Below are 21,821 nucleotides of genomic sequence, written 5' to 3' on the forward strand. Positions count from 1 at the left end.
AAGGTGTGCACACTGGTACACAGATTGTTGTAGTTTTAGGTATGAACAATTGAGGTTAAAGGGCAGTCCGACCAATAACAATTGTTCAATTAAAATGATTACAACATGCGGACAGACAGTACTTTAGGAATCAATTTCTTCGTCAGGAAAAAGCGCAATGACCCGAACATATACGATATATATGTTCGTATAACGGTCAAAAAGGAACGTGCAGAAATCAGTATCAAACGGGACATTCCGGTGTGCAATTGGGATAAATTACGAGGAAAAGCGTTCCCAATCAACAGGATTATGGAAGATCTGAATGCATATCTCGATACCGTTTATGGGGAAATCCTCAATGTTCATAGGGAGTTGCACATGGAAAGGGCATTGATAACGGCAAAATTGATCAAGGCAAGGTATGTCGGGGAGGACGAAGTGAACCATGCCCTTTTGGAACTTTTCGAATACCACAATACAAACATGGTCAATACCCTAAAGCCTGGGACCATGAAGAATTACTATTCCACGGAAAAATATTTAAAGAGTTATATCTCTACCAAACTAAAGACCAGTGATGTGCCGCTCAGCGATCTGAAGCACAAGTTTATTTTGGATTTCGAAAACTATATACGGACTTTCAAACCAAAGAAGAATCGCAAGACCTGTACCAACAACGGCACCATGAAGCACTTGGAACGCTTGATGAAGGTTGTACGATTGGGGGTCAGGTTGGAATGGCTGGACAAAGATCCGTTTAGAAACTTCAAGCTACGTTTCAATAAATTTGACCGAAACTATCTTACACAAAGGGAGATTGACCTTATCGACGATACCACTTTCACGAGCATAGGTAGGGAGAGGGTAAAGGATGTCTTTCTTTTTAGTTGCTATACGGGACTCACCTTTATGGACATCAAGCTTCTGACCAAGGACAATATCAGCAAAGGAATTGACCGTAACTATTGGATATATACCAGACGGATAAAGACCAATGAGCCTGTAAAGATCCCTATGCTTCCCAGAGCCGTGGAGATCATGAAGAAATATGAAGGGGCACCAATTGAGGATAATGGCCTGCTGCCCGTATATAGCAACCAAAAGACCAATGCCTATTTAAAGGAAATAGCAAAGGCCTGCGGGATATACAAGAACGTATCCTTTCACATGGCCCGACATACATTTGCGACAACGGTAACATTGTCCAATGGAGTTCCAATTGAAACGGTTTCAAAAATGTTGGGACATAGTAAACTCTCAACCACCCAAATTTATGCAAGGGTCTTACAGGAGAAAATAGGGGAGGATATGGAGAAGGTGATGCAGATTTATTCCAAGAAATCAGTACAGGACATCAAGACCGGGATTCAATAGGCCAAAGGTCAACTTTTAAGGAATAACTATCCCATACTGATAAAAATTGATGTCCCATTGGAATAGGACAACTGAAAAGGGCCTAAAAACAAAGGGCTAGGATACTTTTAAAAAAATCAATGGGATACCTCATGTCCCATGAATTAGTGACTCCTAAAAATCTGAAGAATCACAGAGTGCCCTAAAACGCTGGGACCAACGGTCACAGGTCGTAGCGGTTTTTCACTTTTTGGAAAAGCGGTAGAGCAAGACGACAACATGCCAAGGCAGTGTTGTGATAATTAATGATCTAATAGACAGAAGTATATATTTTTTAAAGAAGGAATTTTTAGCAGGTTAATGGGACAGTGCGCTCTCGGAGACACTGAAAACATTGATAATCCTCTGGGACATTTTCAATATGAAGACCTGTTAATGATATGGTCCTTGGTTCTAGCTCAAGAGGGGGAGCAGAAACAGTAAGGATTCAGAGAAATTCACACTCTGGAGGCTTTTTCATTTGCACGCAATTTGCACAAGGATTGAAAATAATATTATTTGAACTCAAACTTTAACATTTCAGTCTAAAATTTTCAGAATAATTTACGGCTTGTTCCAAATACCTTTAGAATAACTTTTGCACGTGGATTCTGTTCCAATTTTAAAGTGTTCGGGAAGATGAGTGTGAAATAAATTTGAATAGGGTACAATCTACTTTTTTAATTCCTCACAAGTAAAATCTGATTCAGTTTGGTTTGTAAGATGCAGTGTAGCCAATGAGTGGAATTCCCCATGGGCCATCTTTGTTGTGCTTAGTTTTTTCCGGCTTTTTCAAAAAGTTGATTGATAATTTCTTGGTATTCTGATGTATTAAATTCAGATTCTGTAATAAAATTATTGAATGCTTTATCTTTCATCCATTCTGGCTTTTCAAAAGGATAACCACCATATAATCCTAATGCCATATCAAATCTCAATTGACTTCCCATAACCGTCATTTCATCAAATGTTGAATGAGATAACCATAAATTCATTCGTCTTTTAGCTTCTGTATAAATTTCAAGTATTCGGTTTTCGGATATTTTTGATGTTGCCATTTTTAGTTTTTATTTTGTTTCGTACCAATTTTTATAGTCTAAGTGCTTGTCAAACTCTTCCTCATCCATTTTAAACAGAATCTTTGAATATTCTCTCGATTTCGAAATACCTCTTTCTTTCAAAAGTCGGTAATCAAAAGATGTACAAAAGGATGCTGAATATCATCTATTTTCAAAGTCGAATATCTTTTTTCTTGATTTAGGGTACTGCTTCCAGAACCGTTTATAATCGCCATAAATTTGACCTGTAACTTTTGAGATTATTTCATTGAGTAACTCAGTTGGGATATGATTATCAGAAAGTCCAATGTAATACTCTTTAATCTTTGATTAAAAGTTCTTTTTAGGTTCAATTTTATTTTCAGTTTTCCAGAATAGCATTTCTCAAATTAAGCCCTCTAGCCCGCATTGCACTTATACCATGTTGGTCGCCGTTTTTTATTTTTCTTTTATTCTGATAAACCTCTCAATTGATTGTCTTTCTTCTATGGGTACTTCCAAGATTGAATCTTTAAACACGATCTCTTCGGAATTTATGGTAAGGATATGTGTTTCTAATTTTTCAATGTCCTCAAATGACATTCCGTATCTGAGCATCCAAATATGCCTTTCATTATCTGTTCCATATTTAATATATTTGGCTAGTTTCTCGGCTCGTAGATCTTCCTTCTTTTGAAAGTATTTTAAAAATGATGCATAAAATACATCTGTTAATTTAAAACTAATTAATTTGTCAATAAAGTCATATGTGTCCGTCATGATGAGATCATAATCTACATCAGCGGCTCTTGTTCCGGGTGGAAAAAGACTATATACATTATGATTTTTATCAGGTATTGAATGGTAGCCTGTTATAAAGTTTGCTGTAATTTGATTTGTACCTCTTCCGAGCTTTTCTAGTCTCGCCCTTTCATTTGTCTTACTTGCGTGCGAGTAACGATACCAACAGATGTTTTTAAAAGTCTTTCCGTGAACTTTCCAAAGAATAATTTTAATCGCTGTATCTAATACATTACCTTCTCCGTCACCAAGGGGTCGATTTAAGTAAATAGAGTACAACAATCGAAAATAGGAGTAAAGTTGTAACCTATTCCTTAAGTCTTGATTTAATTTATTGAGGGGTACGATTTGATTATTATCAAAAACAGCATCAAGAATTCTTTTAATTACATCTTCCGTTCGCTCTGAAGTTAGTTTGTCTAAGTCTTTCTCAGTTAAATTGAATTCATCTGAGTAAGTATCATTTAATATAGCCTCCTTGAAGTCATTGTAATCTTCATCTTTTTGCTCTGACTTTTCAAGAGCAGATTCTTCATCCAATATTTCATCTTGCTCAATAATTCCTCGGAAAGCGGACATTTTTGAAGGAGAGTTTATAATGACATAACCAAAATCAAATTCATTCAAACTAGTCGACCTACCTGCACGTCCTATCAGATTTTTAACGGATAGAGCTTTGCTACTCTCTAATCTGTCGAGATACACAACGTCAAATGGCATATTAACTCCTTGTTCTAACGTCGATGTTGCGAAGCAAATTCTGCACAATCCGTCTTGAGTAAACTTCTCAAGGATCAATCTTGTTTGAAGGGGCAGAGATCCATGATGTATTACTATCCCTCTTTTTAAAAGGGCTAGTAATTGAGAATAATAGTTTTTATTTGCGATTGTGTTACCACCTGTGTACTCTTTTAATTGGTCAATATAGGAGTCAATTTTTTCACCTTCAATTTCAGTACACAGGTTGATATATTTTTTAAATTGATTAAGAAATCCACGGTTGTAAATTTTACTTTTTGACACATAGAAAAGTACAGAGCCATGGTTTCTTATTGTTTCTACAATAGGGTCAAAAGAGCATTTTACTCTATTGTTACCCATTATGGACTTTTCAATACCGAAATGATAAAAATTCCAATCAGCATCTGAGCAGAGATATATTTGTCCGACGTTTTTTTGCTTGAATTGCACTGATTTTGACGAATCAGGTTGAAAGTGATTTTTCTTAATTTGAGACTCAGGATTTGAGACGAAAGGGTGAGCAAAGACAAACGATGCTTCTGTAAATGCCTTTTGAGCTCTTCTAACTATACTGTCAAAATATAACCCTCTCTTAGAGTCTTCATTACTCAGTTGAGCCTCGTCAAATAGAAAGGTGCTAACATGATATTGTTCTTTAAATCTAAATAGCTCCCTGCACCTCTCTGGAGTTACTATGAATACATTACGTTGTGTATATTTTGTATTGATCTTGTCTATAAAGGTTAAGATATTTACAGCTTTGTCATCAATAAGGTTATTGAGCTTGTGATAATACTCATTAATAAGTGCTCTAGAAGGTACTACAATGACAATATCATTTACGCTTTCCTGAATGAGATTCATAAAAACATATGACTTCCCTGTACTTGTAGGTGCTGAAAAACTAAAACATTTGTTGGATTCAATTTCACTAATGATACTAGCTTGTACTGGTGTGTATGTGTGTTGGAATTTCTCTATAATATGCCTTCTATATTGTCGAAATACTACTTCCTTTAATGTTTGAGGTTCAACATCTTTATAAAATACTCCCATGTAGTTCAAAGCTCTTTCCTGATGAATTTTGAATTCGTCTGGCTTGTACAGTTTTAAATATGAAAGAATTTCCATGTCGGTTGTTGACACTGGTCCATTTTTATAAATTCTGTCTAACACAAAAGAAACCACATCTCCAATATCCTCAGAACTAATGATATTTTTTATTGCGTTCTTCATACGTTGACTGCAACACAGATCAGTTCTTCACACTTCTTGAGATTATTGTAATGAGTGTTTCTTTTAATACCATTTACAATAGTGGTTGTTGATGTAGATTTACTAGCAAATGAGGCTATAAATCCTTTTTTTCCACTGGTATGATTGTTAAGTGAATCTTCACAACAGAATTCGGCTATTTCTTTGATGTCGGATACGTCTTGTTTTATTCTCTCAAACCTTTCAATTTGTTCGAATGCTGCGCCATAAGCGTTTTGTCTTGAATTAAATTTGGCTTCTCCAAATAAGATTACTTTGTTCAAGTTCTTAGAGAAAAAGTCAAATCCATCATTTCCTACAGCTTGGCTCTTTATAAGCTCTGCTAGTGGAATGTCTAAGTAACTCATTTCATTTATAACAGTTAATCGAGACAATTCAGAAACGACTAGTTCCCCTGTATCACTTGTGATTTTGTCATCAGATTGCGTAATTATATTGTTCGCTATGTAATTGATAGTTTCTTCTGCTCTGACTTGAAAATAATCTTGAATGTATCGCTTATCAAAACCACTAATCCAAGCAATATCTGACAATGATTTGAAAACATCGCCAAGAGTTATTTTAATATCAGTTGGTTCAATCCTTATAAACAAGATATGAGGTTCAATCTGAATTCGGTCTATAACTCTATATGCGCTCATGTGTTTCTTTTAATTGCCCCCAACGTCTCGTATAAAAACTGTACGAGGTGGCGAGCTTGATTGTCCGCAGGACAATCAGCTAAGCAAGCGAGCACGGACTTTCGATTCGAGACTGATTTGAGCATTGTTTTTATATGTTGTTGTAGTGCATTTTTATTCACCTAAAGCAAGTAAAATCTCATACAATCCAACTCCGTTACCAGAATAGAAATAAGCATTTTCTCCACCAAGTTTATCTCTTGTATATTTATATTTAATGCGCTTTAAATTCTCTTCTGTTTTTTTATTTTGAATTTCCGCTTTTCCTTTTAAGATTAAAGTATGGAATTTCAACTCATATTCGGAAAGTGGTAATGTTCCGATTGTTTTGTCTTTTATATAAATCTTATCTGATTTTAAAGATTTTAGGTCATCCACATATGATTTTATTCTTTGGTCAGTAAATTCTTTTAAATCCGATTCAAAAAGTTCAACCAAATCATTTCGATTGAATTTAATTATAGCCTTCCCATTATCAAGTCCGACTTTGATTGAATCTGCAGGAAGTGATATCAAAGTTATTTTTTTCTCTTTTGTTCGTACAATAAATGAGCTTGAGCAACTTGAAATCCCTAGTATTAATGTCAGAAGTAATATTTTAATTGGATTTCTCATATTCCTCTTAAATGCACTACAACTTGTTTATAAGCTGAACTTTATGGGGCATATAATACCAAAATGTTTGGCTATGCCCAAGTTTTTCAATTTAAAATAAAACATAGTTTTAACTAGGCTCTCTGTAAATTTGAGGGGATTGTGTTAAATGTAAGAAATTTAAATAAATTGGAAAGTGTGAAATTCTGTAAAGGGTTCAATAGTTTCATCGATGGTTGCTTTCTTTTTTGTTTTGCTTTGCAAAAGAAAAATGTAAAGCAAGAGGGTAACAGGCTAAAGCCATGTTACAGGTATGCAGTTTTTCCAAAACGTTCATTTTTAAGTAATTATATGGTTTTGGAAGTGATTTGTGGGGTAATATTTGAAATTTTTCACGGAAAAATACCGCCAGCCCAATAAAACCGATAAAATTTTCACGAAAAAATGGATGGATTAGATGAATTAGGCCCCATCGGTGTGTTTAAGAAAACGGCTTGATAATTATATTGGTTTTGTAGAGAACCTGTCCTAAAGATCGGGGTAGCTACAGTCATTCGGGATTGGATTTTTAACTTACAGCTAACCAATTGGCTATGTGCAGTAGCATCTCATAGGGCACTATTGTGTATATGCTTTGTTAGCAATTGACTTTTATTTTACAGTTCTAACTGCCGGAGTCATTAAGTTTTGATTTGTAATCTCACAAGCAATCTTATCAACGAATTCAATTCCAGCTCCTTTAATAAATTCAGAAAGTAACCAGTTCTGCTTTAATTCAAAATGCCTGAATATGACTGTAGGTTCATATCTCGCAAGTTCACTTAGTCGATGCATCGAGGCAAGCATTATTGTCAAAGGGTGCCTAGGAATACATTTATTACTATCCTTTCTTTTTACATACCACAATGTCTCTACTCCATGGATATATTGAATATCTTTTCTTAAGGTCTTGTGATAGTTGGTTAAATTCTCAACATTTTGAGTTTTGTTTGCTCCCGATTTATACCAATTAAAACGCTTTTTTTTTCTAATGACAAAACGGTTATCAATGCCAATATCTTTCTCAAATCCTGATGACTTAATTTTATTCAAGGTATGTTGATTTGCGTAATTACCAGAAAGTTCAGCATAAAACCATGCCTTGTGAGAATTGTTCATAATCACAAAATGAGGATTTACAATTGGAATGTATATTTCTGGGTAACCTGTTGGAAATGTTAGGTTAAAGCAGCGATGTATGTATGGTAAGTTGTATAATAGGTCCTTTAGTGAATAGACATCATTATTGCAAGGTTCACCAAAGTATCCACAAAGACTTGAAAGAATTCCATTTGCATGAAATTTAATTTCTTCATTTTTCAAGTTTGTGTCACCATCTTGAATTGTTCCACTTGCGCCATGGTTTTCAACAAAGGCAATATTCTTGACTGTTAGTAGAGCCTTTGTCGCATTCAAAAAACAATAATAGAGAGTTAATGGAGAAGCAGTTTCTGGTATTGCAACACTTGCTTTGTAAAAGCTTTCGGCTTGCCTCCAATACATCAAAGCCTCTTTCTTTTTCTCCTTTTGAAGCCACATTTCAACGTAGTCCCAATGGTCGCGAACCAGTACTGTTTTGTTATTGAAATCCGGGGTAACTAGAGCCTTATGGACTTTTACAATCTTACTTTTATGTTTAATCGGTTTAAATCCCACGGTTTTTGTTTTTTCTTATTGCCTACGTCTCAAATATAAGTAGTTGTGTGTTCCATCACTTAACTTAGCCAAGCATACAACAAACAGAAAATCCTCGTGGATTTTCAGAAGTAGGCGAAAACAAGCAATTACTTTTTGCCATCTTGTAAACAGTTATTTCATCCGTCCGTTAAATCTTTTTCTTTCATGGTCATAAGATAAAAATCCAACTTCTTTTTCTCCATTAAATTCCATTATCACTTTGTATTCTTTTCCTGCTTCTAATGCTTCTATTTCAGAACTAAATTTGTTATGATAAAAATTTTGTGTCAGTGCTGACTTTAGAAAAATTACAGTCCATTCGTCAAATGTCAATTCTTTCAATGGATGTTTTGCCTCTTCATAGTTTTCGAGAACGATGCTGTGTCCATTTAAGCTGAAATGATATAATGAATGAGCAAATGCATTTCTCAACTGCGATTTATAACAGTCTTTAAATATGTTGTAGATTTTTAAATTATGTTTTTCGAAAATATCTCGGACATTTTTTTTTACAAATCTGTATTTAGAATCTCCTGGAACTTTTACATTCCAGTCATATTCTTTTGAATCGCATAAATCTGCAATTTTTTTAAAATTTCCAAGGTTATGTTTTGATTCCCAAAGATGTGTGTAAATCATTAATTCAATTGATAAGGTAAATTTGGAATCTGCTGAATTTTCCGCTTGGAAACTATATTGATTGTTTAGGTATTGAAGTAAAAAGTCCACACGATGTCTGTCAATAAATTCTTCAAATGCGTGGTCTAATCTCCAAGGACTATATTTGGTTTTGTCAATTTCTGTATCGTAGGATGAACGAGCCAAAAATAGAATGTAATCATTTTGGTTTTTCTCATTCTTTTTAGCAGTTTCATAAAGTTCATCAATGGCTGACTTTATTTCTACCTGTAGCTTTCTAAAATCGTCTCTTCTTATCATTTAATTTGTTTGGTCATAATGGTTTACAACGGTTTCGGCTCGTATGAGCAGTTACGTGGGTTAGCACAAAACTTTACAAGTAAACACCGAACTGAAAATCCTTGCAAATTTTCAGAAGTAGGCTAGAACAAGCAATTACTTAGGCCCTTGTTGGGTTGCGTTTATAGTATTTAATACACAGTCCCACCCATTGCCTCAAAAGCATCTAAAACATTTCTTAAGGCTTTTTTTTGTGTTGAGCTAATTGTTTTGTCTTTATGATATTGTTTGCCAATAAACCTAATTTTTACATCTTTTCCATTTGCAATAGCTTTCATTATTTCAAGTTCATTTTTGCCAACAGATCTATCTAACCATTCCCAAATTCCACCATATCCATTGTCGGTTTCAATTTCGCCATATTTTTCCTCTTTAATTTCATAAGCAACTCCATCAACTTTTATCACGTATCTTTCTATAAACAACCAATCATCTGCTGCGTATTGAATTCTTAATCTCAAAAATGGACTTCCGGTGTTCGACTTTCCGAAATACCCAAAGAATCCATTATAGTTATTGTATTGAGGTGAAGTCTTGTCACGATACCAAGTTATTTCGTTCATATCGTCATATTTTTTCCTCATATTTTTAGTAGCATTAGCAAGGCGCTTTTCTTCTGCTTTTTTCCTTGCTAATTCTTCTTTCTTTTTTTCTTCCACTATTCTTTCAATTTCGAAATCTATTTTGGTCAGAAGTTCTTTTCCTTTTTCAGCCTCCTTTGAAGTTGGGTACTTTTCAATTAGAGTGTTTAATTCCGTTTTGCTCTTGTCAAAATCTTTTTGGTCAAAATATAGATTTGCTCTTCCAAAGAGTTTGTCAGCTCCGTTTTTGCATTCATCAATCTCCTTTTTTAATATTTCAATTTCTGCGTTCAATTTGTCTACTTCAGATCGCGGAATTCCACAGCTACCTATTATTGTAAGTAACAGAATTAAAGTCAGTTTAGTAATTTTATTCATATTCTCGATTTTTATTCAAATGCACCCTAACGGTTTATTATGGTGCGTATCCCGCAGGGTATGCACTATACACCATGTTATTGGCAGCAGTAATTATTTAAATTTCAATTCAGTTATGTATTCATTGAGTTTCTGAACTGTTTTCATTTTATTAAATGGATCCGTTGTTAAGAATGCTATAACCATAAGTTTTGAAATCTGTAATGCAATTTGTACATCTTTTATGTCTATTGCTTTATCGCCACCGTGAACGATTGCTGATCTTTTTCTATAGGTCTGCTTAAAATATTTTGCTATTTGTCTTCTTTTAGTTGCATCGTCATGAATAATGAAAGCTAACCAATCACTTAACTGACTTACAATTGAGGGAGTTATAAGAGTTTTGTGGTCATGTTGAAGCATTCCTTCGATTGCAAAAACTAACTGTACTAACGATTTAGATTTGTCTTTGTCATAGACCCCTTTTCCAATCCACTCAATTGCTTGTAAAAGTCTTTTTTCAATTTCGGATTTATTGCTTTTAGTTATTAGCTGCCAAATTTTATCATTCCCTTGGGAGTCGTCTTGGAAAAAAGGGTCTTCAATTTTAACAGGAAGAGAAATATCATTGCTGCCATGAAAGCCCATGGATGAATTATTGCAAATAACACGACGGGTGATTTTCCAACCTCTAAAATTGAAAATTCCTACACTTCTTTGATGACTTAAATCGGCAATCATATAGTTCATCACATTTTCGAAGGTTTCAACAAGTTCGTCAGCTAATTCAACGGATTTGTTATTTTCTCTAGCTTTGACCTTAACGCCCAATAAAATGTCCGATTTTCTACGATTAAAATAGATTTCACGATATTGTAAAGGAGGGTATTTCTTAATAAGTAAATTTTCAGCTTTAGGGAAATTGTATAGAGTGAAATCTCCAAGTTCGAGATTGTCACTTTGCATTTCACAACCGAAAAGTTCATAGAGTATTTCTGACTCTTGGTTTTCAGGTTCTAATAATTTAGCAGTAAGGTTTTTGAAGTCTTTGTATTCACATTTTGATGACGAATCCCTAAGAGTTCGTATTAAATCAATTAAGCTGGACTCAAATTTTTTTAGTGAAATAGTCTGTTCAACTTCTTGGTTCTGTTGGTAAAGATGTTCTAACCCTGTTTGATACTTTGAAACTTCATCAAAACCAATGAAAGACACGTTACCTTCACCTATTCCAAATGACTTGGAAGGTAGTTTGCTGTCATTCACAAAACGTTCGTTTTTTACTGAAATATCAATCAGTTCATTAATTGTATTCGCAATTTCTCTTTGATTCATCTTATTGCTGCCAACTTGATTATATATACAACCTTTATGGGCATATGCTACCAATTTGGTTGACTAAGCCAAGATTGTTAAATTTTAAAATAAGCATCGTTTTTACATGCTCACAGTAAATATTTTGGGGGAGGGAGTTAAATGTAAGAATTTTCAATAACTTGGAAAATGTGGAATTCCGTAAAAGGTTCAATAGTTCATCGAATGGATGATTTATTTAAATTCCAAAGTTGGATTGCTTTCTTTTTTGTTTTGCTTCGCAAAAGAAAAATGTAAAGCAAGAGGATAGCACGCTGGCGCGATGCCATAGATTCATTTTCCTTCGGAAAAGCCCATTCTTAGTGTGTTTTTTGAAAATATTGGTTATTGGCATTTACATCATTTTTGATGGAAAAATCCTCTCAGCCCAGTAAAATCAATGAATTTTTAATGGAAAAATGGTTGTTTGGAGTCTAGTGTGCGTGTATAATAGACCTATTTTTTTTGTGCAATTTAATTTATCGGCCATTCTCCCATTTTTGGTGAAAAAATCCTCTCAGCCCAGTAAAATCAATGAATTTTTGGTGAAAAAATGATTTTTGGGTGCTTGAGTAGATTTCGAATTGTCTCCAATCTTTTGACCGTCAAAATTTTGGGATTGATACTATTTTTAGCGTAAAAATGCGGTCAGCCCAGTAAAATCAAGAAATTTTTAGCGTAAAAATCATAAAAACTCCTGCTTATTTCGGGCAAAAATACTTTTGCTATTCCTTGATCATTCCTCTTCTTTAGCCTTCTTTTCTTCCCGATAAAACAGGTTCAAATGGTCCATCAAAGCTTCTTCCCCGACCGGCATCAATCGGTTTGCAATGGTCATCGCTTGATGGATGAATTCCTCTTCGTTCCTGTCCATAATATCATCCGAACCAAGATCGGGATTTATTGCCCTCATGGAAAGGTATATCAATGTACGAACGGTCAACAATAGATCGGCATGACCGTCAAGGTAAAAGAACGTAGGTTGGTACTTGTCCTTGAACCATGGATGGGGAGCCAAGGTAGGGGAATGGTCATTTGAGTGAAGTCTCAAATCCTTTATTAGCTTTTCCTCGTTTGGGTTCATGGATTCATTTTTTGTTTTCAAGTTCCGATAGTTTTTCGTCCAGCTTGTCCATAAAGTACAATTGGCTATCCGGAAGGATGCTCAATACCAGTTCCAATACTTGGATCACACTGTCCTCTTTTGATGCATTTTGGTTAGCAGGAAACAACATCATTCCCTCCCCATCAAGGGCAAACACGCAAACCTCCAAAAGACTGATGATCTGTGTCAAAAGATGGTTGTTGTCCCTGACCTCGAAAGTCACATAATTTCCCTTGGGGTCTATGGACCTATTGTTTCCCAAGAGTCCCGAAAGATTGTTCCTGAGCTGTTGTATCTCTTCCAAGGTCTTTAACCTTTGCTTCTTTGATTTCATGTGAATGGATTTATTGGCTTGTGGTTGTCTTTTGTTCCGAAAGCAATTTTCTAGCCTTGTCCAAGAACTCCATTTCATCATGGGGTATCAAATCCAGTATATATCCGAGAACCCCACTAATATTGCTGTGGGGTTGGGGAACGGAACGTGTCGAGAAATTTTCGTTTTCCAAAGCTGTGATACAGACCTTGATCAGGTCGGAGATCATATAGGAGGTTTCACAGTATCCCTCGGTAATGAGTTCCGTGCTGTACAATCCCTTTTCAGGGATATAGGGCTTCAAGGCATGGAAATACATTTTTTCCAGTTCCTTCAGTTGATCAACCACTGATTCCTCATTATTCTTCCCTTCGTTCTCGGTCACTTTCGGGAATGCTTTCTCAAAATCCTTTCCGATTCCCTCTATCCGGTCTTTACACTGATCAAGGTGCCTATGGAAAATGGATTCGACTTCTTGGATGAAATCCTTCATCTGTGACTGGATGGTCTTGGTCTGCACTTTTGTGATTTCAAACTCATTGCCATAACGGGCAACACTATATGCATGTTCTAATAGGAGCAAGAGTTCATTGTTTTCCATACTAGAAGATTCCTTAAAAGGTTGGAGGGTGGGAAAGAAATGTTTGCAGTAATTGATATGGCTAATGATACTGTGTGTTACCATGCTCCTTCCTATGCACATCTGTTCAATGAAACGGAACGAAAGCTCAAAGGCCTGGTGCATGTTGAAGGTGGCAATGGCATAATCCCCTTCCTTTATCAGGATGTCGGCAGTATTGGCAAAGGCATTTACTTTTGCCGATTCGGATTTATGATATCGAATGGCCCTTTTGATAAGGGTCTCGTATGCCATTGTGGGGTAATCCATAATGTTTCCTCCTTGTAAACGAGCAAAAACAGTCTCTCCCAGACAGCAATGTTCCAAGAAATAGAGCGAACCCCTTTCAAGGCCTACTTCGGATTGGCTTTCCGTATAGACCCTTATCCTGAAATCGAGATGCTTCTTTCCCTTTTTGGTTACTAGGGTACGTATCTCATTAGGGAGAGGATCATTATTGACATCCACAAAAAGGGTAAGGAAATAATATTCGGTATTGCCCTCCTTCTGTTTTTTGGACAAAAAGGCACTGTCAATGGTTATGATGTTCAGGATGCTGTCAAGCAATTCGGACAGCTCTTCGGCTCTTTCAAAGTTTTCCGGTATGTTTGTGTCATATGTCATAGAATTGTGGTTTAAAGGGTTCGTGAATCGCTGACCATATTAAGGCCACATTCCCAAGTACCCCACCATGGGCACTTGTATTTTATTGAACCAGTTTTGTATTTTACAATCGGATTATTGTACGAAACACCCTATATTTGAGATATGCAGACAAAGACCAAGAACAACCATATAGGCAGAAAGATCAGTAGGATCAGGGAACTCCGTGGAATGAAACAAGAAACCCTTGCCGAGGAACTGGGCATTAGCCAACAGGCTGTTTCGAACATTGAGAACAGCGAAAAGGTGGATGATGCCAAGTTGGAAGAGATAGCCAAGGCGTTGGGGGTAACCAAGGAGGGAATCGAGAATTTCTCTGAAGAAGCAATCTTAAATATCATTGGTAACACTTACCACGTAGACAATTCTTCAGCTGTAAATTATGGTTGCACTTTCAATCCACTGGACAAGTTGATTGATGCTTATGAAGAAAACAAGAAACTTTACGAACGTTTATTACAAGCAGAAAAGGACAAAGTTGATTATTTGGAAAAACTGGTCAAATAGAATCCTTACCTCGCTCAGTAGTATTAGTTAAGGTAAGTTTTGGGACGCTTGCAGCACTTCGCTTTGCTTCGTTCGCTTTAAAAGTTTAAGTTGATTAGCGTTTTACACCACTGTAAAAGCAGTTTTAACAACAATTAACCTTTAAATTCACTTATAAGTGAATTTAATTTTTATATTTACGTATATATGAGTAGTTTTGCACGCCTTAAACATATTCAGGACTATGACCGTGTGAGCTATTATTCAATCTGTTTAAGCGATGACCCAGAGAATCTTGACAGTGTAGAATCTATGTATGAATCATTTCTTCGTACACATGGGGGAAAGCACAAGAAGAAGGTTGTACACATCGCAAATTGGTTAAAAGAAATTGGAGAAAAATATGGTGCACAAGAACATTTATTCAGAGATGAACAAAATCAAGGAGAAGCAAATGGCCTCCCACCAAAAGGAACCGATAGACCACCCACTTACACAGAAGATGGTAAAAACATACCCAATAACTTAAGATTATATTGCTACAGATTAAATGAACATGTAGTAATACTTTTCTCAGGTGATATCAAAACAGCTAAAAACGCCCAAGATTGTGCCAATGTCAAATCACACTTTGAATTGGCAAATCAACTTACCAAAGCAATTGATTTGGCTCTCAAAGAGAAAGAAATTACTTGGATAGACGACTTTACTAATATCGCGTTTGATATTGATATGATAATGCCGTTATAGAAATAAAAACAAAACCATGACAAAGAACAACATAATAAACGAATGGCTTGACAAAAATAATGACCCAGTCATTGAACGTCTAGTTAAGCGCAATTTGGCAATTGCAAATAAGGTCAGAAATATTTTATCAGAGAAAGGCCTCAGCGACAAGGAATTTGCTTCAATGCTTAACAAAACTCCCTCTGAAATTAGCAAATGGTTGAGTGGCACTCACAATTTTACTGGAAAGACCATTATTAAAATGGAAATAGCCCTTGGGGAAAGATTAATCCATATTGAGCCAATAATAAATTATGTTTACCTTGATGTAATTAGAGGTGGTTTAAAGGATAAAAAGAAATATACCCAAGGAGACTATAATACTGTTCAACCTGCTTATGCAAGTTAATGAGTAAAAAAAAGCAACATATCGACCCTTCTAAAATTCATATAAAACATATTGAAGAGTTATTTTCGGAAATTGATGAATTGGATTCCTCCAATGACAACAAAAAAATCGAAATTAAAGTAGCTCATAACAGTGCATATGATGTTTCCCAAAATGGTTTTCTTTTAGGCCTACAAATAGTTTTTGAAAGTCATGAAGAAAATAATATTTCTGAATGTAAATTCAGATACAACTTTTATTTTGAAGTGGATAATTTGTCGGAGATGTATAGCTTAAACGAAGACGACTTTCCAGTATTTCAAAAGTTGTTTGTAGCTACTCTTTCAGGTATCTCCTATTCCACTCTAAGGGGAATTATAATGGAAAAGACATCTAACACACCATGGGGTACTTTAATCCTTCCTGTTATTGACCCTTCGAAAATACTTGAAAGCTGGATTTCTCAAGAATAGTAAGAAGTTTAAATAACAGTATTTGAGTATAAATCTCTAGTTAGGAAGGATTATAATTTCGGAGTGATTCAGCAAAGTAATTTGTCTATTTTGGGTAAAGGAAAATACCTCGGGGTTAATTGGTTACCCTATAACTAAAACCTAATAGAAGTGAATAAAATTTATCAAACCAAAAACAAGTCATTCAATTTTTTTGGACACTTACACAGCCACTAGTTACTGATTTTTCCTTCTTTTTATTAGTTCCTCGTATTGATTTACCAAATGATACAAATATGTTATAAAAGCGTCAAAAAAATCAACAGCTTCTTTGGCGTCTTGTTGGTTGACAATTTGGTCGTGAGAATGGGCCCCATCATTTCCGATTAATCTTAATTCGTTTGCCCATTTATAAAGAGTGTTTTCTAAAATTCCTTTTGAGTTAAGATTTTTCAGTTTAGCGGCAAGACTTCCTTTAATCTCTCCTTTGTCGATACAGATTGCTTCAATTCCTTTACGACACATTATTACACAAGCATCATATGCATGTGCTCGATAGCATTTTAGAGCTTCTTTGTACGGGTTGAATACAATCTCAGGACAATTTTTAATTGCTTCGTTTTCGGTGTTAGGAAAAAATTGTAATTCACTATTAAGATACTCATCTCCTTCAACAATTTGAAAACTTTTCTCCTTCAAAAATGGATTTTTGCATTTTAAACATTTGCTCAATAATACTTCTGTTACATGACCACACAAATCTGGATTAACTGTATTTTTAGAAATATATGAATAAACGATAACTGTCTCGACTACAGAATTGCATGTTGGACAAAAATTCATTTCTTTGATTTCTTCTTTATTCTTTTCTTCCTTGATCATTTTCCTTTAGGTGTTATCAGCTCCAAATAATAATTAGTTGGGGTATTTAAATATCTAGCCCTAGCCGTATTTTTTTTGCTATTAAACAAAACTGAAGTCGACAGGTGTTTTCTGAAATAGTTAGTAATGAATTGATATTCATTTATTGCTAATGTTGTGAATTATAGTATATCTTAAGAGTCATAATATCTATTTATGGCACTCTTGACCATGGACATATCCCTTCCTTTTTTTTCCGCATATTCAATTAAGTGTTGTTCAATTGAAATCTGCAATTTGTGAGCTTTTAATGTTATGGCTTTTATTCTTTCAAATAGTTTGCTAAAGTAATCGTCAGATCTAACTTTTTCTTTATTGTCTGTAATGCTGTCATGAATAAGCCAATTTCTCTCATCCAGAAATTTTGACAGTTCAATCTCCAAAGGTTTAGGTAGTAATGATTCTTTTATGGCAATATTTATTGCTTTGCCAAATGTGTAGAATTGATGTTTTTTTAAAAGCTGTTCAGCTTCCTTCTTTTGTTCTGGTTCCGTTTTTTTTATAATAATGGAATGACTTAAGGCATCTTCCAATATTTGAACTGCGCATAGAGATTCTCCTAAAAGAGTATAAAGTGATATTTCTTTTTGAGAGGCTTTTTTAAATCTATGGTTTTGTGCCATTGTTGTTTTTTGAGTAATATTTATTTTTAATCAATCAGAATTATGTAATCTGATTTGTAGATACCCAGATCTTTAGGACAGGACTTCTAAATAGATATAGATTGGTAAAATATGAAATTCGAATATTGGTTCGATTGATTAAAATTTTTTTCAAGGTAATTCATTCTTTTTAAACAGATTTCAGTATTTTTAGTAGCAAATGGATATGTTCTTATTCTCAATTTCATGATAAATGAGCAATAAGGTGTGCAGGTTCTGGAATTTCAGTGCTTGTTTCTGATTTACAACAACATATAATCATATGGATGGTTCAGTCATCCCGACGAACCATGGTTTTATGACACTAAGTAAAACCTTAATTAATTGAAAACCAGAAAATTAATTTTTTCTGGTTTTTTTTATTTCCATCTAAAACCATCGGTGAGGATGTCCTATAGAGTGTCCTATTTTTGTCGGGAAAAATTCCCTAAATTGTACTTCCGTAATTGATTTTTCGTGTGATTTGACTTTCGCTTAATCCAAAGTTTAACTTAAAGCGAGAACACATGAATACCTCTAACTCCTTCAGTATCAGTTTTTGGCTGAAAAAATCAGGAAGAAAAAAAGATGGACGGTTTCCAATTTATGTCCGGATCAGATGTAAAGGAAAAAATGCAGATCTTAGTGTCCATAGATCAACTTTTGAAGAACGATGGTGTCCTATTTTGGGAAAAATGGACCATAGGGCCAGTGAATCCGTCGTTGTCAACAAATATCTGGACGACGTCCGTGCAAAGTTGCTGGAATGCCATCGACAACTCTGTGCGGAGAGCAACTTTATAACGGCACAATCCATCAAGCTTAGATATCTGGGGAAGGACAAGGTGATGCTCACCCTATTGGACCTTTTGGAGTATAACCGAACCTATGAGTTGCCCAAACTGGCCAAAGGGACAGTCAAGAACTATTCTTCTACAGAGACCTACCTGAAACGTTTCATTGCCAAAAAATATCGGGTGCCCGATATTGGGTTGGCCTCCATTGACTATGCCTTTTTGATTGAATTTGAAAACTTCCTGCGGAACTGCGAACCCATCAAGTCGTTCCAAACATTGAACAACAATGGCATTATGAAACATATGCTACGGTTCAAGAAATTGGTGACCATGGCCTATAAATTTGATTGCATTCCCAAGAATCCCTTCAACCTCTATAAAGTGAAAATGGAGGATTATGACAGTGCTTTTTTGGAAGAGGGGGAAATCCTCGCGTTGGACCAATTGGAATTCGATGAAAAAGGTATGGAACTGGTCCGTGATATTTTCCTTTTTGCCTGTTATACCGGACTTAGCTACATAGAGATTAAACTCCTCAATCCCAATGGTATCGTATCCGGCATCGACGGGGAACTCTGGATCGATGTAAAGCGCCAAAAGACGAAGACCGAAGTGAAGGTGCCCCTATTGCCCAAGGCCAAGAACATCTTGGAGAAGTATGTGGATTTTCCCAAAAATGAAGATATTGTTCTTCCTGTGTACTCAAATCAAAAGGTGAACCAATACCTAAAGATTATTGCACAAAGGGCAAATATTGATAAGCACCTAACGTTCCATGTGGCCAGACATACCTTTGCAACAACAATCACCCTTATGAACGACGTACCCATAGAGACCGTTTCCAAGCTCTTGGGGCATACCAAGCTTTCCACGACCCAAAAGTATGCAAGGGTGGTGGAAAAGAAAATCAGTAAGGACATGGCCCAATTGAAAAACATATTGGATGAGAGCAGCCATAAAATTCAAGATAACAGTGGGGTTCCCAATTTGAGAATTGTACGGTAGAGCTGTAGGGGTATTGTTATTTCTATTTAGAATACCTTTTTAGGAAAGCAGTTTTTGCTGATTTTCGGGTTGTTTTATGCACAATATCGAATGCAGTTCGACTTCAACATATAAGACAGGACACTTAGTTTCAAGGGGTCAAAAGTCAGCTGTCGCGGAAAGGGACTCTACTTCAACGCTACTTTAACATTTGAGTCCTGTTTCTGGGCTATTTGAGAACAATTGGAATCAAAATGAACTAGGCTGAATTAAACCTATCTCTCAAGCCGGTCAGCTTGTTGATTAAATCTTTAAAGCTTTCCGTTTTACCATAGAACATGCTCTCTTTCATCTCCGCATAATCTTCTTCCCATTCCGCCATAACTTCTTCAGGTGGAATGAAATTCAAAGTTTCATAACCATGCTTTGAATAATCGATCCAAGATATTCGTGCATATACTTCTCGGTGTGCCACAATTTTGTCGTACAATGCTTTGTCCTTTATTGCCGATTCCCCAAATCCTGTATCCATCATTCTGGATACATCATATAAATGCCTTGTCATACGATGACCTCTTATTGGTCCCCGTTCTTTTGGTTTCTGAAATTCCTCATGCAATAGGAACAGTTTTTCCAAAAATGTACGTTGAGGCAAAACTGTGGGTATATTAACGGCTTTATCAGCAAAGGATAGGCCTCTGTACATTTCCCCAATAAACGATATAACCTCTCTATTTTCAAAGGGTCCCCGAAGTGACCTGGAGCTTATTTCAACCAGTATTCTTGGTTCTAAATAGGGAACCTTGTCGACCAATGACTTATAGCGGATTTCAATGGCCAAGGGATCAGTATCTGATTCTTCAAAATCGCGGACATGGATGGTAAAATCCTTGATGCCCATTTCATGAAGCTTATCCTCTAAATCTTGCGGCAGTATCTCGCTCACAAACTTGCATGATGCCTTTCTAAGTCTTTTAACCTGTTTTCGGGAAAGATCTCCCTCAAATTCAAAAAAGGATTTATCCATTCCCAGATCTATGTCCTCCGAAAAGCGCTCAATAAGTCTCCATGCCTTGCTCAAGGATGTACCTCCTTTGAAAACCAGATGGTTTGAATATTTGGTTTCGAATAGGGTGCGAAGGACAGCGACCACCCACCAATCCTTTTCTATGGCCGCCTGTGGAAGGCCTTTTAAAATACTTGTTTGAACAATCACTTCTCTTCTGTCCTGTTCGGATAAATCAAACCATTCCTTCATGTCGGTTCCCTTTTTGATAGTGAATTTTGCATAATTTCAGAAATCCAAACAGGAGCTAGTTTCATATCATGAACTATTGATTCTCTGTCAACCTTTTGGAGTATCATATTTATTTTTTCCAAGGTTTTGTCATCTATATTGTGTTTGCCCAATTGGCGCAGGGCTTGCATGATAAGAATATTGGTCTCACTCTTGACGGCTAGAATTTTAGGGGAAGCCTTTTTAAACTTTATTGTATTTTCCCCAACGGATATGGTACGGGAAGTTCCGTCCGTTAAGTAAACTAAATTCAAAGGTACCTGTGTGGAAAGCCCCAGTTGGTTGAGTGCCTGAATCCCAGTGGGAATAATTCTGGCCTTATCCCTTTTAGAGATTGCTTTGGCAATTTCTTCCAAAGACGGATATAACGTCCCAAGTAGCTTGTGTTCTTTGGGATATAGATAAATACCTTGGGCCAATCGGATCAAAAAACCTTTGTCCTCTAACCTTTTCAATGCTTGCCTTATCGCTTCAGATGTACCGAATTTGGAAAAGTTTTTCGGGAAAAAAATTTTTCCACGCTTATGGTTCGAAATTGAATTTTTTATAAGTTTTTCAGTGGGTTCGGGCATTTAGTCACTTATTTTTCGTCACAAATTTAGTAAAAAAATGTGACGAATAATTTTTTTGGGAGACAAGAGTGAAAATCACAAAAGATGGAGGATGTAAACCTAGTGCTGTTGGTCTTGACCAACAGCACTAGGCAAATTTTCCACATGGTAAACATCGATGTTCATGAGCTATTTTGACATTTCGAGTGAATTATGAACATCGATGTTTACCATGTAATGAAGTTAGTTTTTTCCAGGAAGAAAGTCAATGGGGTAGGGGCTTTGTCGACGGTGTGTTATAAACAAATTAATGAACAGTGTGCTCTTGGGCCAAAATTCTTAAACTTGTCTATTGCATGGTAAGGGCAACCATTGGGTTCCCAAGGAG

General features: G+C 35.7%; 21 protein-coding genes. 6 read left to right on the forward strand and 15 right to left on the reverse strand.

Features of this window, described 5'->3' with window-relative positions:
• Positions 1 to 105: 105 nt before the first annotated feature.
• The gene (locus VM932_RS08825) at positions 106 to 1,356 is read left to right on the forward strand and encodes a site-specific integrase (protein WP_326278466.1); all 1,251 of its coding nucleotides are present in this window, start codon (positions 106 to 108) and stop codon (positions 1,354 to 1,356) included.
• Positions 1,357 to 2,147: 791 nt separating this feature from the next.
• Here the strand turns inward: VM932_RS08825 and VM932_RS08830 are convergent.
• The 11 genes from VM932_RS08830 to VM932_RS08880 all read right to left on the reverse strand — a co-directional run bounded on the left by VM932_RS08830 (position 2,148) and on the right by VM932_RS08880 (position 14,148).
• Positions 2,148 to 2,432 (reverse strand): immunoglobulin domain-containing protein, encoded by a 285-nt coding sequence (locus tag VM932_RS08830; RefSeq protein ID WP_326278467.1) that lies wholly within the window; start codon positions 2,430 to 2,432, stop codon positions 2,148 to 2,150.
• Between the two features lie 438 nt (positions 2,433 to 2,870).
• Complete coding sequence (locus VM932_RS08835) at positions 2,871 to 5,189, reverse strand: DEAD/DEAH box helicase (RefSeq protein WP_326278468.1); 2,319 nt, start codon at positions 5,187 to 5,189, stop codon at positions 2,871 to 2,873.
• Positions 5,186 to 5,869: a hypothetical protein gene (locus VM932_RS08840; RefSeq protein WP_326278469.1), complete on the reverse strand. Its 684-nt coding sequence runs from the start codon at positions 5,867 to 5,869 to the stop codon at positions 5,186 to 5,188. The genes VM932_RS08835 and VM932_RS08840 overlap by 4 nt, the downstream gene beginning before the upstream one ends.
• A 153-nt stretch (positions 5,870 to 6,022) precedes the next feature.
• Positions 6,023 to 6,523, reverse strand: coding sequence for a hypothetical protein (locus VM932_RS08845; RefSeq protein ID WP_326278471.1), 501 nt, complete (start codon positions 6,521 to 6,523; stop codon positions 6,023 to 6,025).
• A 630-nt stretch (positions 6,524 to 7,153) separates the two neighbouring features.
• Positions 7,154 to 8,197 (reverse strand): YaaC family protein, encoded by a 1,044-nt coding sequence (locus VM932_RS08850; protein WP_326278472.1) that lies wholly within the window; start codon positions 8,195 to 8,197, stop codon positions 7,154 to 7,156.
• A gap of 153 nt (positions 8,198 to 8,350) precedes the next feature.
• On the reverse strand, positions 8,351 to 9,157 hold the full coding sequence (locus VM932_RS08855) for a hypothetical protein (RefSeq protein WP_326278473.1): 807 nt from the start codon (positions 9,155 to 9,157) through the stop codon (positions 8,351 to 8,353).
• A gap of 170 nt (positions 9,158 to 9,327) precedes the next feature.
• Positions 9,328 to 10,155: a tetratricopeptide repeat protein gene (locus VM932_RS08860; protein WP_326278474.1), complete on the reverse strand. Its 828-nt coding sequence runs from the start codon at positions 10,153 to 10,155 to the stop codon at positions 9,328 to 9,330.
• Between the two features lie 93 nt (positions 10,156 to 10,248).
• A complete protein-coding gene (locus tag VM932_RS08865) occupies positions 10,249 to 11,469 on the reverse strand; it encodes a hypothetical protein (protein ID WP_326278475.1) in 1,221 nt (406 codons plus the stop codon).
• 754 nt (positions 11,470 to 12,223) lie between these two features.
• A complete protein-coding gene (locus VM932_RS08870; protein WP_326278476.1) occupies positions 12,224 to 12,592 on the reverse strand; it encodes a hypothetical protein in 369 nt (122 codons plus the stop codon).
• Positions 12,576 to 12,926: a hypothetical protein gene (locus VM932_RS08875; RefSeq protein WP_326278477.1), complete on the reverse strand. Its 351-nt coding sequence runs from the start codon at positions 12,924 to 12,926 to the stop codon at positions 12,576 to 12,578. The genes VM932_RS08870 and VM932_RS08875 overlap by 17 nt, the downstream gene beginning before the upstream one ends.
• Positions 12,927 to 12,936: 10 nt before the next feature.
• Entirely contained in the window at positions 12,937 to 14,148 is a 1,212-nt protein-coding gene (locus VM932_RS08880; protein ID WP_326278478.1) for a HEPN domain-containing protein, read from the reverse strand.
• A gap of 144 nt (positions 14,149 to 14,292) precedes the next feature.
• Between VM932_RS08880 and VM932_RS08885 the strand changes: the two genes are divergently transcribed.
• From VM932_RS08885 to VM932_RS08900, 4 genes are all read left to right on the forward strand, one after another.
• Entirely contained in the window at positions 14,293 to 14,694 is a 402-nt protein-coding gene (locus VM932_RS08885; protein WP_326278479.1) for a helix-turn-helix domain-containing protein, read from the forward strand.
• A 186-nt stretch (positions 14,695 to 14,880) separates the two neighbouring features.
• Positions 14,881 to 15,423 (forward strand): hypothetical protein, encoded by a 543-nt coding sequence (locus tag VM932_RS08890; protein WP_326278481.1) that lies wholly within the window; start codon positions 14,881 to 14,883, stop codon positions 15,421 to 15,423.
• Between the two features lie 16 nt (positions 15,424 to 15,439).
• Positions 15,440 to 15,811, forward strand: a complete 372-nt coding sequence (locus VM932_RS08895) for a helix-turn-helix domain-containing protein (protein WP_326278483.1) — start codon at positions 15,440 to 15,442, stop codon at positions 15,809 to 15,811.
• Entirely contained in the window at positions 15,811 to 16,263 is a 453-nt protein-coding gene (locus VM932_RS08900; protein ID WP_326278484.1) for a hypothetical protein, read from the forward strand. Before VM932_RS08895 ends, VM932_RS08900 begins: the two co-directional genes overlap by 1 nt.
• Positions 16,264 to 16,479: 216 nt before the next feature.
• Here the strand turns inward: VM932_RS08900 and VM932_RS08905 are convergent, their stop codons facing one another.
• Both VM932_RS08905 and VM932_RS08910 read right to left on the reverse strand, forming a co-directional pair.
• The gene (locus VM932_RS08905) at positions 16,480 to 17,124 is read right to left on the reverse strand and encodes a DUF4145 domain-containing protein (RefSeq protein ID WP_326278485.1); all 645 of its coding nucleotides are present in this window, start codon (positions 17,122 to 17,124) and stop codon (positions 16,480 to 16,482) included.
• A 173-nt stretch (positions 17,125 to 17,297) separates the two neighbouring features.
• Entirely contained in the window at positions 17,298 to 17,786 is a 489-nt protein-coding gene (locus VM932_RS08910) for a hypothetical protein (protein WP_326278486.1), read from the reverse strand.
• Positions 17,787 to 18,331: 545 nt separating this feature from the next.
• On the opposite strand from VM932_RS08910, the gene VM932_RS08915 reads away from it, so the two are divergent.
• A complete protein-coding gene (locus VM932_RS08915; RefSeq protein ID WP_326278487.1) occupies positions 18,332 to 19,606 on the forward strand; it encodes a site-specific integrase in 1,275 nt (424 codons plus the stop codon).
• Between the two features lie 238 nt (positions 19,607 to 19,844).
• Here the strand turns inward: VM932_RS08915 and VM932_RS08920 are convergent, their stop codons facing one another.
• Both VM932_RS08920 and VM932_RS08925 read right to left on the reverse strand, forming a co-directional pair.
• Positions 19,845 to 20,843, reverse strand: coding sequence for a nucleotidyl transferase AbiEii/AbiGii toxin family protein (locus tag VM932_RS08920; RefSeq protein ID WP_108246668.1), 999 nt, complete (start codon positions 20,841 to 20,843; stop codon positions 19,845 to 19,847).
• On the reverse strand, positions 20,840 to 21,454 hold the full coding sequence (locus VM932_RS08925; RefSeq protein WP_326278489.1) for a DUF6088 family protein: 615 nt from the start codon (positions 21,452 to 21,454) through the stop codon (positions 20,840 to 20,842). The genes VM932_RS08920 and VM932_RS08925 overlap by 4 nt, the downstream gene beginning before the upstream one ends.
• Positions 21,455 to 21,821 lie beyond the last annotated feature (367 nt).

The organism is Flagellimonas halotolerans (assembly GCF_035818535.1).
Lineage (GTDB): Bacteria > Bacteroidota > Bacteroidia > Flavobacteriales > Flavobacteriaceae > Flagellimonas > Flagellimonas halotolerans.

Bases quoted from the DNA above. Each gene is read 5' to 3' on its own strand.
- VM932_RS08915 (WP_326278487.1), top strand. From the start codon at position 18,332: ATGAATACCTCTAACTCCTTCAGTATCAGTTTTTGGCTGAAAAAATCA.
- VM932_RS08905 (WP_326278485.1), bottom strand. From the start codon at position 17,124: ATGATCAAGGAAGAAAAGAATAAAGAAGAAATCAAAGAAATGAATTTT.
- VM932_RS08900 (WP_326278484.1), top strand. From the start codon at position 15,811: ATGAGTAAAAAAAAGCAACATATCGACCCTTCTAAAATTCATATAAAA.
- VM932_RS08845 (WP_326278471.1), bottom strand. From the start codon at position 6,523: ATGAGAAATCCAATTAAAATATTACTTCTGACATTAATACTAGGGATT.
- VM932_RS08890 (WP_326278481.1), top strand. From the start codon at position 14,881: ATGAGTAGTTTTGCACGCCTTAAACATATTCAGGACTATGACCGTGTG.
- VM932_RS08865 (WP_326278475.1), bottom strand. From the start codon at position 11,469: ATGAATCAAAGAGAAATTGCGAATACAATTAATGAACTGATTGATATT.
- VM932_RS08875 (WP_326278477.1), bottom strand. From the start codon at position 12,926: ATGAAATCAAAGAAGCAAAGGTTAAAGACCTTGGAAGAGATACAACAG.
- VM932_RS08860 (WP_326278474.1), bottom strand. From the start codon at position 10,155: ATGAATAAAATTACTAAACTGACTTTAATTCTGTTACTTACAATAATA.
- VM932_RS08835 (WP_326278468.1), bottom strand. From the start codon at position 5,189: ATGAAGAACGCAATAAAAAATATCATTAGTTCTGAGGATATTGGAGAT.
- VM932_RS08885 (WP_326278479.1), top strand. From the start codon at position 14,293: ATGCAGACAAAGACCAAGAACAACCATATAGGCAGAAAGATCAGTAGG.
- VM932_RS08895 (WP_326278483.1), top strand. From the start codon at position 15,440: ATGACAAAGAACAACATAATAAACGAATGGCTTGACAAAAATAATGAC.
- VM932_RS08880 (WP_326278478.1), bottom strand. From the start codon at position 14,148: ATGACATATGACACAAACATACCGGAAAACTTTGAAAGAGCCGAAGAG.
- VM932_RS08825 (WP_326278466.1), top strand. From the start codon at position 106: ATGCGGACAGACAGTACTTTAGGAATCAATTTCTTCGTCAGGAAAAAG.
- VM932_RS08925 (WP_326278489.1), bottom strand. From the start codon at position 21,454: ATGCCCGAACCCACTGAAAAACTTATAAAAAATTCAATTTCGAACCAT.
- VM932_RS08830 (WP_326278467.1), bottom strand. From the start codon at position 2,432: ATGGCAACATCAAAAATATCCGAAAACCGAATACTTGAAATTTATACA.
- VM932_RS08840 (WP_326278469.1), bottom strand. From the start codon at position 5,869: ATGAGCGCATATAGAGTTATAGACCGAATTCAGATTGAACCTCATATC.
- VM932_RS08920 (WP_108246668.1), bottom strand. From the start codon at position 20,843: ATGAAGGAATGGTTTGATTTATCCGAACAGGACAGAAGAGAAGTGATT.
- VM932_RS08910 (WP_326278486.1), bottom strand. From the start codon at position 17,786: ATGGCACAAAACCATAGATTTAAAAAAGCCTCTCAAAAAGAAATATCA.
- VM932_RS08855 (WP_326278473.1), bottom strand. From the start codon at position 9,157: ATGATAAGAAGAGACGATTTTAGAAAGCTACAGGTAGAAATAAAGTCA.